At 53.2% G+C, this 11,946-nt stretch carries 10 protein-coding genes and 2 pseudogenes; 7 read left to right on the forward strand and 5 right to left on the reverse strand.

Annotation, left to right across the window (positions count from 1 at the left end):
- The first annotated feature begins 5 nt into the window (after positions 1–5).
- Positions 6–1,076, forward strand: a complete 1,071-nt coding sequence (gene alr, locus FT726_RS16730; RefSeq protein WP_346303110.1) for an alanine racemase — start codon at positions 6–8, stop codon at positions 1,074–1,076.
- A 709-nt stretch (positions 1,077–1,785) separates the two neighbouring features.
- Here the strand turns inward: alr and FT726_RS16735 are convergent.
- Complete coding sequence (locus FT726_RS16735) at positions 1,786–2,982, reverse strand: hypothetical protein (RefSeq protein WP_346303111.1); 1,197 nt, start codon at positions 2,980–2,982, stop codon at positions 1,786–1,788.
- Positions 2,983–3,794: 812 nt separating this feature from the next.
- Here FT726_RS16735 and FT726_RS16740 point away from each other — a divergent pair.
- The 3 genes from FT726_RS16740 to FT726_RS16750 all read left to right on the forward strand — a co-directional run bounded on the left by FT726_RS16740 (position 3,795) and on the right by FT726_RS16750 (position 5,688).
- Positions 3,795–4,553 (forward strand): tyrosine-type recombinase/integrase, encoded by a 759-nt coding sequence (locus FT726_RS16740; protein ID WP_407075074.1) that lies wholly within the window; start codon positions 3,795–3,797, stop codon positions 4,551–4,553.
- A 20-nt stretch (positions 4,554–4,573) separates the two neighbouring features.
- Positions 4,574–4,810, forward strand: coding sequence for a hypothetical protein (locus FT726_RS16745; protein ID WP_346303112.1), 237 nt, complete (start codon positions 4,574–4,576; stop codon positions 4,808–4,810).
- A gap of 146 nt (positions 4,811–4,956) precedes the next feature.
- Positions 4,957–5,688 carry a YoaK family protein gene (locus FT726_RS16750; protein WP_100701425.1) on the forward strand — a complete coding sequence of 244 codons (732 nt, stop codon included), beginning with the start codon at positions 4,957–4,959 and terminating at the stop codon, positions 5,686–5,688.
- Between the two features lie 636 nt (positions 5,689–6,324).
- Here the strand turns inward: FT726_RS16750 and FT726_RS16755 are convergent.
- Positions 6,325–6,501, reverse strand: a complete 177-nt coding sequence (locus tag FT726_RS16755) for an acyl-homoserine-lactone synthase (RefSeq protein ID WP_346303113.1) — start codon at positions 6,499–6,501, stop codon at positions 6,325–6,327.
- A gap of 561 nt (positions 6,502–7,062) precedes the next feature.
- Here FT726_RS16755 and FT726_RS16760 point away from each other — a divergent pair.
- Positions 7,063–7,758, forward strand: a complete 696-nt coding sequence (locus FT726_RS16760) for a hypothetical protein (protein ID WP_346303114.1) — start codon at positions 7,063–7,065, stop codon at positions 7,756–7,758.
- Positions 7,759–8,199: 441 nt separating this feature from the next.
- Here the strand turns inward: FT726_RS16760 and FT726_RS16765 are convergent, their stop codons facing one another.
- The 3 genes and pseudogenes from FT726_RS16765 to FT726_RS16775 form a co-directional block, all read right to left on the reverse strand.
- Complete coding sequence (locus FT726_RS16765; protein WP_346303115.1) at positions 8,200–9,069, reverse strand: RepB family plasmid replication initiator protein; 870 nt, start codon at positions 9,067–9,069, stop codon at positions 8,200–8,202.
- Between the two features lie 509 nt (positions 9,070–9,578).
- Positions 9,579–10,625 carry an FUSC family protein gene (locus tag FT726_RS16770; protein ID WP_167144520.1) on the reverse strand — a complete coding sequence of 349 codons (1,047 nt, stop codon included), beginning with the start codon at positions 10,623–10,625 and terminating at the stop codon, positions 9,579–9,581.
- Positions 10,626–10,820: 195 nt separating this feature from the next.
- A pseudogene (locus FT726_RS16775) lies at positions 10,821–10,958 on the reverse strand (SOS response-associated peptidase); the annotation flags it as partial.
- Positions 10,959–11,301: 343 nt separating this feature from the next.
- On the opposite strand from FT726_RS16775, the gene FT726_RS16780 reads away from it, so the two are divergent.
- Positions 11,302–11,679, forward strand: coding sequence for a S24 family peptidase (locus tag FT726_RS16780; RefSeq protein ID WP_346303116.1), 378 nt, complete (start codon positions 11,302–11,304; stop codon positions 11,677–11,679).
- A 2-nt stretch (positions 11,680–11,681) separates the two neighbouring features.
- A pseudogene (locus tag FT726_RS16785) lies at positions 11,682–11,946 on the forward strand (DNA polymerase V subunit UmuC); the annotation flags it as partial.

The following is an 11,946-nucleotide window of genomic DNA, read 5'->3' on the forward strand; positions in this document are numbered from 1 at the left end:
CAAATATGCCTCGTCCAATTCGGGCTGAAATCAGTCTTTCCGCTTTGCGAAACAACCTCAATGTCATGAAGAAAGCCGCCGGTCAGGCAAAAGTCTGGTCGGTCGTCAAAGCGAATGCCTACGGCCATGGTGTTAGTAACGTTTACCCGGGGTTGCAGGATACTGACGGCTTTGCCTTACTCGACTTTGCAGAGGCCGTTGAGCTGAGGGAACTTGGCTGGGAGGGCCCCCTGCTACTCCTTGAAGGATTCTTTGAACCTGACGACCTCACAATTATAGATCGCTATAAAATTACTACTGCAGTGCACAGTTTCTGGCAGTTGTCTGCGATTGCAGATGCCCGACTGCAGCGACCAGTAGATATTTATCTGAAGGTGAATACCGGAATGAATCGCCTGGGTTTTACGCCGGACAGGTTAAACGCAGCCTGGCTTGAAGCGAGCGCCAACCCTAACATTGGTGAAATTACATTGATGACGCATTTTGCGGGAGCAGATGAACCTGCTGGTATAGATGACCCAATGACAATTCTCAACACACTGGTTCCAAACAATTATCTGCCGCGCTGTTTTGCAAACTCGGCAGCTACACTGTGGCATCCCAGATCGCATGGAGATTGGGTACGCCCGGGGATTGTGTTATACGGCGCGTCGCCGAGCGGTAAATATCAGGATATTTCGAAAACCGGTTTGAAAGCGGTGATGACCCTGAAAAGTGAAATTATTGCAGTTCAGTCTTTGAACTCAGGTAGCCGCGTTGGTTATGGTGGCAGATACGTGGCTAGCAGAGCCCATAACATCGGAATTGTTGCCTGCGGATATGCAGATGGATATCCCCGCCATGCTCCCGGCGGCACTCCCGTGATAGTCAATGGCAGAGAGACCGTTACGATTGGAACCGTTTCTATGGATATGCTGGCAGTCGATCTGACACCATGCCTGAATGCTTTGCCGGGAAGTCCGGTTGAATTATGGGGAGAACAGTTACCGGTGGACAGAGTTGCTCAGGCCTCCCAAACAATCGGGTATGAGCTTTTAAGTGCTTTGACTAAACGTGTAATAACTGAAGTCAGATGAATTCTCAGTGCATTCATAATTTTTTTATCGAAATTTTCTAAAGATATTTTATTAGTGGGTGATTAATTGTGTTAAATGTAAAAATTATTTTTAATGGTTATATAAATCAGTGGAAGATATGCATAAATTTAGTCTCTCACCCTTTGAAGCTCGTTAATTCTGATAACTTTAATTTCATAAGTGAGTGTATATGATAAAATAATGAGAGTGCTGAGTCTTCTTTGGCCTGACATAATAAAAATTTTGATTTTATGTATAACCAGAATCCGGTTAAATGAACGAGGCTATCGAGTATTAGAATGCTTCGATATTAGTTAGAATCTGACAGGGGAAGCAACCTGTTGATAATCAGAACGATAAATACCTCTGCAAGTTATTTTTTGAATGCGGCGAGCCTGTTCAGCCTGATTTTTTTTCAGCGAGCAGATCGCGTTATATTTTCAGTATACCCTGATTGCCGTAGACCGGCTCAGCCCTGAATTTAAGCATTCAGTTTTAAATTGTCTCTCATGCATTTTTATACGACTAAGTTAGCATTGCCGGAATAACATAAAAACGTTAAAGGCTTGATAATTTTTCGTCTATCATTATCTATGGCCTTCATAATAAACAATGCTGTCTGATTTTCCCCTGACGTATTGTAATAGATTTGCATCTTTTTCAGAAAAAACAGAGGAAAATCAGTCTCGCTCATTGCTCTTCCTGTTTTCTACGTTTTCGCAGGGTTTTCCGGCGCGGGTAATTTTTCCATCATGAGAAGCGTACCTCCATCAACTTTCCGGCAGTGTGAAGCACTTTCCTGAAGCTGCCCCCTCAGACTTTCATCGTAATGAATGTCCAGAATCTGATATCTCAGGCTTTTTTTGTAGACGGTGGCTAACTCAGGTGGGCATAAAAGTCGTATATTGCCCAGTGAATAAAGCTTAACGGCCTGGAGCAGGTAGGTTTTACCATCTTTAGAACGTCTGGCGTTCCAGCCTGGGTCGCTGAAATATTCTTCGGGATAGTTTGCCACAGGGACGCCGTAAATTTTTGGAGTCAGATCAATCACGCCGGACATGCGTAAAAACAGGGTCAGTATCAGCGCAGGAACAGCAGATACCAATACTGACATGACAAACAGCATGGCTGCCATAATACCGCTTATCAGAGCTACCATCCTGATAAGACTGCTTTGCGCTCTGAGCCTCAGAAATACAATGCCCGGGATAAACGAAAATACAATAACGAACATTGAAATGGCAATGACCGTACCTGTCTGCCTGATTTCACTTGTACCTTCCGGAAATTCCAGATATTTAAGAAAAATCTCCAGAGGAAATACGTAAATACATGCAGCACAGGCGATCAGCAATGGCTGGAAACAATGCATGAAAAATAACACTTTCACTTTGCTCTGCCAGGTAGCTCCTGAAATTTTGACCCGCGTGATGGTTCTGTTGAAAATTACCGTCATTACCATACTGATTGCCAGTATAATCAGCATCTGAATACTGACGTTTTGCTGAATTTTTTCTCCGGTGAATAACGATATCATATAATAACCAAATATAACCAGCACGGACAGCAGCGCGGTTATAATGACAATTCCGATGTTTTTTTCTTCCAGCTCTCTTTTCTGGTCATCCCTTTCTCCGACGCTGCTGATAAACAGGCCTGCCATAAGAGAGGGCATGAATATCAGCAGGCAGAAAGCTGCAATACTCACGCCGGCGAAAAAAAACAGATAACCGAAGAAGGAGGAAAACGATACGCTGTCAAAGAAAAGTTCTGTATGTCCGGTGCGCAGAAGATGCCCCCACAGAAATATAGCTGCTATTAATGTGGATACCATAGCAGGCGTCAGTACGGGAATAAGCCACGCCCATACCTTTATTAACAGCCGCCGGTTTTTACTGTTTTCCAAATTATTATCCTCTGATTATGGTGACAGCCATCGGGTTCAGTTCAGCAGGCTTGACATTTTCCTTCCTGACTGACCGTAAAGAAATTACATTAGCACTGATACATAGTTAAGTTATTAAACTTATAACTTTTCACACTTAAAAAAAAGAATAAATTCTGTTTATTACACCTTTTTATATATATCAATTTATTGTCCAGTAATTTCCTGTTTTCAGTAAACCATTTATCCTGCTTCTTCTATCAATAATACCAACTGGCGCAGAGCATCGCGAATTTCAGGAAAGGGCCGGGTGCTGTTCTGGCTCGCGGGGCCGGAACGCTTTTCAGCCTCCCCTCCCTTACTAAAATAAACGTCAGAGACGCAGGGGGCCGACTGGATCCCACAGCAGATTTCCGGCATGGATGGCTTCGCAGATTAAGTGTCACGGAGACCAGGCATACACGACGGAGTGCCTGGTGCGATCGTGACGGGGCCCTCTTGCAGAACTTCTCTTTATCGTCAGTAAGTTACGGTACCTTTTTCGCCGGAAATGCCGCCGATCGCCCCGCTTTTTATTCCGCGCCGTCCAGGTTATTCTCCGTATACGGGAGAATAGCCGGAAAACCGATCCGGAACGGATCCCGGACGGATCGATTTATTCCCGTGGTTTTCGCTGGACAGACGCGCGAAAATACGTTCTCACCTGCCAGACGACGGAGATTAAAAATCTGAGCACTTTACCCCGCAAAATCCCGCAGAATTCGCACAGCGCTGTCGCTGAGCATAATCTGCACGATCATGGCGCCGCGCGCTACTTTGACTACGAAAGTGCGGTGGCGCTGCGCAACCTCGCCGCCGCCTACGGCACCGACATGCCCCGCTACCTGCTGGCGCCTGAGGTGGCGGTGCTGCTCGCTAAGGTGACCGATCTCCGCAAACGGCTGTTCATCGACGCCCTGTGGAACACCGGCGGGCGGCTGAATGAAATTCTGCCGCTGACCCGGGAGGACTTCGTGCTCGACGACCCGCTCACCGGCGCCCCGCTGTCGTCACCGTTCGTGGTGCTGCGCACCCTCAAGCAGCGCGGGCTCGAGGAGGCCGCACGCAACCGCAGCCGCCGGCGCGGGCGCCCGACGAGGGAGGAGCAGCAGGCGGAGCGGGACGCGGAGGCTGAAATCAGAGACAACCCGCCGCGCGCGGTGCCGCTCACCGATCCGGGGTTCGTGCAGCGGTTAAGAGAATGGTTTGCGACGGTGAGCCCGCCGGCGGGCGCCCGGCTGTGGGATATCAGGAGCGAGGACACGGCGCGCAGCTGGATCTCACAGGCGGTCGCGGCGGCTGAACGTGACGGCGTCACCTTCTCCATCCGGCCGGTGACGCCCAAAACGTTCCGGGACTCGTTTGCGATGCACCTGGTGCAGCACCAGGTGCCGCAGAAGGTGATCCAGACGCTGATGGGGCACAAGGACGCGAAGTCCACCGAGTGGTATACCCGGGTGTTTGCGCTGGACGTGACCCGCCAGCTCGGCGTGCGGTTCTCGATGGATCCGGCTGAGGCACGCTCACTGCTGCTGCCCGGGGGGCGCCCGTGATAGCGGACTGGCGGAATTTTGTGACGCTGACGGATCTGCTGCTGATGGCCGGGCTCGCGGCGGTGAACCTTTATCTCTGGGTCAGTCTGGGTGCAAAGATCCGGCGGTGGCGCCGGCGGCGGTCCCGCCTGGCGTTGCCCCGTCTGCAGGTTCAGTTTCTGCCCCCTGAGCGGTCGCCGCTGCCGCTGCTGCTCACGACCCTGGTGACGGGGCTGGCCAGCGTCTGGATGCTGGCCGTGCTCCTGCCCGTCGTCTAAGTCGTCAGGTCAAAACGCAGGCGGGACGGCCGGAATGCGGAACGTGTGCCCCGCGGAAAAAAAGGCGGTGGCCGGGTAAGGGCCTGATTGCTAACGGCGCATGATTACTCATAATAAAGCTCCGTTTATCATCAGGATCTGACCGTATGCTCCTCAGGAGAAAAAAACACCGTACCCACGGTGAGGATCGCCTGCTCGCCCTTACGCTTGCCACCACGGCTGGCGTCCTCAACGCCATGGCCTTCGGCGCATTTGGCTTCTTCCCCTCCCACATGACGGGTAACACCTCCCAGCTGTCCGCGGAGGCGGGAAGTTATGACCTGCACGGCCTGCTTTTTCTGGCGGTGCTGATCCTGGCCTTCGTGACGGGCGCCACGCTGGCGCGCCTCGCCGTAGCCTTTGGCCTGCGGCGTAACGTGCGCACGGTATTCTGCCTGGTGCTGCTGTGTGAGGGCGTGCTGCTGCTGGCCACCTCGCTGGTTGAAATCCGCTGGTACAGCATCCGCAACAACGGCGAGGTGCTGGTCACGCTCGCGCTGCTGATGGGCCTGCATAACGCCACCTCCACGCAGCTTTCCGGCGGGCGGGTCAGGTCAACGCACGTGACCGGAACCCTGACCGATGCCGGTATGGCGCTGGGCTCCTGGCTCCGGGCGTCGGTGAGCCGGCGCGAGGCGGCCGATGCGCCCGCTCACCGGGCGCTGCTCGGCACGCACCTCGTGACCATCGTCTCGTTCCTGTCGGGGTGCGTGGCCGGCTATTTTCTTTTCGTCCGGTTTGGCTTCAGCGCCATGGCGGGGCTGGCTGGCCTGCTCATCCTCACCGCGCTCGGGGGCATCGCCCGCGCGCTGCATCTGACCGGCTGGCGTTTCTGGTAGCGGCCGGTACTTTCAGCGACGGCGGTCACGTGCAGATGAAAGCACCCTGACCGTCTGTATGGATCCACGGGCCGCTCCGGCCGGCGGCTGCATGGCGTGAAGCAGCAGTCAGGGAATGCGATGGATCGCGCCGGCACCTGCAGAACCTCCATTTATCTGCCATCTTTAAGGCTGCACGCTAAACGGCATTAGCAGCTTCCGGAAATGCTGCTTATCTGATGTTCGTCCTGTTTGACATCAATGCTGAGGGATCCGGGCGGGCTGCTTTCGCCTGGGTTCACTGTATACTGTAAAAATGTACACTATATGCACGCTGGCATCTGCTACTCCCCTCTGCATGCGTCTTTTGCTTAGCTCTGACATTTTCTGAGCGCAATTACTGACTACAGTGGCTACCGGATCCGCCCGGCCGGACACTCAGGATGCAGGTGCACCTTTGCCGTCCGCGAGCAAGCCGGGTAACCTTCACAGCACGCGCGTGGCCGTTCTGCACAGGTATAACCATTTTTTATTCAGCTGAACGTAAGTTGCTGCCGATATTCTCGTCTGGAAGATCTTAATAGCATATGATGCCCGCCCGCTGTGACGGCCTGGTGATTCCATCGCGCCTGTGCCTGCTGCGGGCGATCCCATGCTTTACTGACGGCCGGCCGGCATAGCCTTAATGTCAGTCCACCGGAGCGATTCCATTCCCTGACTGCAGACCACGTCCCAGCCCAGGCGGTCACTGAAGGTCTGCTTGCGCAGCCTGTAAAGCTCTGACGCCCGCGTTGTCCTGAGCTCTTCATAGCTCACGTCAAAAAGTTCCAGCATTCCCTATCCCCTGAAACCGCGGCTGATTGCCGCAATACGTCGAATTTACAAATTATCGCGCACAGTTTCAGTGGATTAAGCAAATTTAAGTATTTTCACCGCGGCTGCGCCTGCACAGGCGGGACGGAATGTGCTTACCAGGCCGGCGCAGGTCATGAGCGACGGGATCCTTCGCGTGCTGCGCTGAACGCCGGAAAGCGCTGCGCTGCCGCCTGATATATATCTGCAATCATTTTACCCGTAAAGGTCTCATGGCCTACAATGCCGGAATGGAACGCCGTCACTCCGGAGGCGCAATCAAAATAAAATCAGGGATAATAAAGATAATCTTAACGTCAGCGACCCTGCCCGGGGCGGCCTCAGCGGCCTGCCTGCAGGACAACCAGTTTCTGACCCGCAGGCTGTGTGCGGCTGTCACGAAGCAACGTTTTTATTGAGAACTGACCAGCGAGATTAGCTGACTGCTGTCGCATGATTATCATAGTTCCGACGGGGCATACAAAGGCTTCGCTCCGTTCCCTTCAGTCGGGTGCTCCGGGATAACATAAGGAAAATTACGTCATGAAAAATGAATTTCACTCACAGCTGCTGGAAGATGCGGCAGCCTGGTTGTTCTGGACGCTGGTATCCCGCGACGGGTTTGAGCTCACACTCAAAAATGTTTTACAGACCCGCGGACAGTCACTCCTCAACCATCCTGAGCGGGAAATCATTTTCCGGCGCTATCCGCTCGGGGAGATGCCAGCATCTACGTTCAGTGCCTTCTGCAGCGCTGTTGCTGAACACGCGCACGCCCGGGCTGTCCGGGAAGAAAATCTTACCGGCATGATTTACAGCGAGGACAGATTCAGCGGGAAGACGTCTTCCGCCGCCGGTATCTCTGCGGCACATCTCGATTTTCCTGTTACGGTCGAGGGTGACAGCTTTCCCCGGTACGGCTCTCTCTGCCTGCGTGCTCCTCTGCCCGCGGTCGTGTTTGCCGATTCACCGCCACCAGAGGGTGTCCTGCGGATTGCGGACACCCGCGCCCTGGGTTTCAGCATGCCGCTCTGGCTGTCACCCCAGACGGTCAGTCAGGTTGAATCCCGCCTGTGGCTTCTGACGGGGATATTTTTTATCCCCGTGCATCCGGAGCTGACAGACCGGCACTGGAAAAAAGTCATACCCAACGGCGTCTGTGCCAGAGAACGGATAATTATGGATAAGGACGGGGAAGCCGTGAGCCTCGATTTCCACTGGCAAAGTCGTGCGCACTGAGATATTTAGAAGAGTACTGCCGAGAGCATGTGTGCCAGCGGGAAAGTGCTGCAGTGCTGAGAGAGCGCAAAGTAACCGTGCTGAGCCATCGTCAGTCCGGCTGTCGCTTATACGTGGTGCATATATATGAGGATAATCAGGCTGCCAGCTACAGGTGCAGGCCCTTAAGATGTGCGCTGGCGGGATAAGAAGCATGTAAGTGTGTGCTGACGGGATAAGAATACCGAGGATGTGCGCTGGCGGGGGAATGACGGAGTTTTTTCCCGCCAGCGCACATCTTAAGGGCGTTACCAGACTCAGATACGAGGTGAAGAAGAGCCTTTCCCGACAGCACACACGAATGAGCCGATCCTGATCACTCACACGGGTACTCTGCTCCTGATAGCGTGCCCGGCAGCACACACGTTTACTGATAGCCAGATCAGACCCGACTGTCTCATATCATTGCAGATCTGATGGTTTGAGTTTTGGATTACGTTTATGAATAATAAGGTAATTCTCACGTTCTTTACGGACAAGTGAAAATTCCAGATACCCGATTTTCTGCAACTGCTCCAGCGCTTTTTTGATCGTGCGATTTTGTTCGCTCACCGAACTGGAGAGCGAAAGGCGTTCACGCAGGCGCGCAAAGGCTACGGGTATGGGATGAGCGGGCAGGCTTTCAATAAAGGTATATATGGCCTGGGCTGCCTCTTTCTTTGGAAGCGCCTTAATAGCATGCTGTTGCAGAAGCACGCGATAATCGAGCTGAAAAAGTTCCCAGAGCTTCTCATCGGCTTCAAGCTGAACAATGTCTTTGTCAGCGTCAAAATAGCCGGTTTTGAGCAGGCCTGTCTGGTAGCTGCCACGTACGTCTTTTCCCCGCTTAAACGAGATCGATTTGTTACGCAGTTTACCCAGCGATTCATGAATGGCACTGCGCAGACGACTGTCTATGCGCTTGGCTGAAAACCCACACCCTTTTGCAAAATCGCTAAATTTCAGCTCGATTTTATTTGAATTAAGCCCGTGCTTGCTGAATGCATAGATAACGCCAATCCAGACCTTGAAGTCGCAGTCCATATCCAGACGCGGGCCCGCAATGTTGATGTTGTCGTAACCTTCAGCTCTGGCGATTTCCAGCTGGGAAAACAGCTCGGAGGCATCTACAACATTATTTTCCCCCTGTGATTTTGAAGGCTTGGGCACAAAAACGCCCAGTCGCATCAGCGCGACGGGCTGCACGGTATTATTAGATTTAACTGTGAGTTGTTTTTCCTTGCTGATCATGTCGCTGTACAGCGCATCGCCAATAAAAGTGTTTTCTTTCATTTTGTTATGTGAATTCCCTGCGCGTATGTGCTGGTCAAGAGTATGATCCGGGCTCTTCCCGCCAGCACACACAATACATCCCGGCACGACACATTGCCATCCCGCTGGCACACATATTTCACCCGCCAGCACACATGAAGATCCCTTCAGTACACATCCGGATATGGCCTCAGGCCAGCGATGGCGGGGTTTGCAGAGGGCCGGGATCTATATGGAACTTAAGGGATCTAAGTGGAACTGTTATTGGATCGCTCCTGTGTATTTGTGGATAAGATCATTAAGGAGGGAGCATAGCCTGAGCCCACAGGCTATCTCTGGTATCGCTCTGCAGAATGGCTCCCTGCATTTTAGGTATCGGCGGGAGGATTCTGCTGCCTGACATTATGCACTGGCCCTCGCAGGTGACCTGCATGGCATGCATGTTTTCGGTACTTATCCTGGCGTTCGTAGCGGGCGTCACGCTGACGCGCCCCGCCCATCGTCCAGTGGATGGCATTAATGATAAAAAATCATCCTGTCCCTGAGCGGCTAACCTTCATAATTTGTTCGCGCGTGGCCATACGGGTCAGTATGATCGCCAGAATAGCAGTTGCCCCTCCCAGGGCAGTCGACTCAAACCGGTGCAGAGCAATACCTGTCTGAGGAATGCCGAATCCGGAGATCATGAAAACCACCATTGTGGTGATAAGAAAGCTGAAGAGGCCATACGAGCGATTAATCATTGAATAAGAGAAGGTGAAGGCAGCAAATCCGGTGATAATAAAGCCAGCCATTATGAATAACGAACTGCTGCAATAATCGATAAGGCCGGCTGCCGTAATGCAGCCTGTCAGCGTGCCAAGCACACGTGCCTGCACCCTTGATAACGTATCCCGGTAATTATTTCGCAGGCAGATGAGCAGCGTCATACCCGCCCAGTAGCCATTAGTCAGGTTTAGCAGATGAACTGCCGTCAGCGCACCAGCCATCCCCAGCATGCCGCATATGACTGACCATTGCAGATGGACACGATGTTTGTACTTAACAAGAAAATGCATTAAAAAACGTTTCCACGTGCCCGGGCTGAAATCGCGAAGCTGAAAGTTTCGTCGCTGGAAGATTATTGCCAGAATTATCATCTGTAGTGTTCCGCCTGCGCCGACAAGGCCGGCACGCAGAAGGGCATGCTCCGGGGTTCCGGCAAAGCTGCCCGACACGAGGTAAGTAATTGTCCACTGCTGCAGCATCCACCATGCACTGACATCGATGTTAGCCATCACCACATACAAGCCGGTGTAAAGCAGTGCACCGGCCACATACAGGGAAAATATATTTCCAGTCAGACTACCCAGCCAGGCAGAAAAAATAAGACCCGCCACAGTGGTTGCGAGCAATGACAGTGATGACCCTCCCCATGTTTTGTTTGCTCCGAAAGCAAGGGTAATCGCGCCACCTGTTGCGATACTGGCTGCGGCAACATGGTCGGTTAGATAGCCTGCAACGCTGATAACAATGATGGCGGGCAGGCAGTAAAGCCCCAGCGTAATATCGTGTCGGATACCCGGTTCAGACGGCATGAGATCTCCCGTATACAAACAGAGCTGAATAATGACTGAAAATGAGAAACCCGGCTGTGGCCTTCGTTGATAACACTGTTTACTTCTCCATTAAAATCCTGTTGATCGGCTTTTAAAATAATTGGTTTTAAGAGCCACTACGGGCAGCTTTCCTTAGGCCTTAATCTGGTTCAGCATTTCTGGCCTGCTCCCGATGAGGAGCAGCACACGCGTGCCTGGCGTGGCGTTGAACCGGCCAATGGGCTCCGGGTCGAGCGTAATTTCGTCCTATGTCAGGCACAACGCGTCAAAATACTCACCACGGCTGCTGTACTGCGCAAATCTTCCGCACATAGAGACCTCCCGCTGTGGCTGTAAGGATAGCGGTTATACTGATATCAGAGATGTCATCCGGCCTGTAAGCGTTATACACAGGCGCTGTCAGGAGCACGTATGAATTATTATCAGAAGCTGAGTCAGCCCGCCGTCAGAGCGGAAATGGCGCATGACTGGCCGACTGCCGCCTCGCAGTGGCAGTCGCTGCTCAGGCGGCCGGCAGCCCTCCCCTGGCGACAGTGGATAATCGGGCGCGTAAAATACTGCAGGGCGCGCGCATGTGATATGCCCCCGCGACACTGAAGCCAGTAAAACCCGTTTGTTTCACCGCGCTTACCTGCTGTCAGAACGGAGACTGTCTATGGCCTTTCAGAGCCCGGCCCAGAATTACAGAGAGACGCGCCTGAACCTGGGGCACCTCGTCAGCCTCTCCCCTTATTCCACCTATCTGATGCGCAGCGACAGCGATTTTCCTGACGCCGGCATCGTGAAAGGTTCAGTGCTGGCCATCGACCGGGCGCTGGCCGCGACGCATGGCCAGCTCATTGTTGCCGAGGTGGAAGGCGAGCTCACGCTGCGGCGCCTGCTGCTCAAACCCGTTCCCGCCCTGCAGGCGCCGGATGCGGATGAAACCGTCACGCTGATCGACGTGAGCCAGCCGCTGCCGGTCTGGGGCGTGGTGGCCTATGCCCTCACCGACGTAGCCGGGCTGGGATTCAGCGGACCCGCCGGAGAGTGACCATGTTTGCCCTGGCGGATGCCAACAACTTTTATGCCTCCTGCGAAACCGTGTTCCGGCCCGACCTGCGCGGCAGGCCCATCGTCGTCGTCTCTAACAACGACGGGTGTGTGATTGCCCGCTCGGCAGAGGCGAAGCGGATGGGCATTAAAATGGCCGCCCCGCTGTTTCAGAACGAGCGTTTCTTCCGCGAGAACGGCGTGCACGTGTTCAGCTCCAACTACGAGCTGTACGGTGACATGTCGGCGCGCATGATGGCCATACTGG

Source organism: Pantoea sp. Morm, assembly GCF_016643525.1.
Lineage (GTDB): Bacteria > Pseudomonadota > Gammaproteobacteria > Enterobacterales > Enterobacteriaceae > Pantoea > Pantoea dispersa.

What these genes read in the sequence shown, in the direction of transcription:
- FT726_RS16750 (WP_100701425.1), top strand. Translation starts at nt 4,957, where the DNA reads ATGCTCCTCAGGAGAAAAAAACACCGTACCCACGGTGAGGATCGCCTG.
- FT726_RS16755 (WP_346303113.1), bottom strand. Translation starts at nt 6,501, where the DNA reads ATGCTGGAACTTTTTGACGTGAGCTATGAAGAGCTCAGGACAACGCGG.
- FT726_RS16780 (WP_346303116.1), top strand. Translation starts at nt 11,302, where the DNA reads ATGGCCTTTCAGAGCCCGGCCCAGAATTACAGAGAGACGCGCCTGAAC.
- FT726_RS16770 (WP_167144520.1), bottom strand. Translation starts at nt 10,625, where the DNA reads ATGCCGTCTGAACCGGGTATCCGACACGATATTACGCTGGGGCTTTAC.
- FT726_RS16765 (WP_346303115.1), bottom strand. Translation starts at nt 9,069, where the DNA reads ATGAAAGAAAACACTTTTATTGGCGATGCGCTGTACAGCGACATGATC.
- FT726_RS16760 (WP_346303114.1), top strand. Translation starts at nt 7,063, where the DNA reads ATGAAAAATGAATTTCACTCACAGCTGCTGGAAGATGCGGCAGCCTGG.
- alr (WP_346303110.1), top strand. Translation starts at nt 6, where the DNA reads ATGCCTCGTCCAATTCGGGCTGAAATCAGTCTTTCCGCTTTGCGAAAC.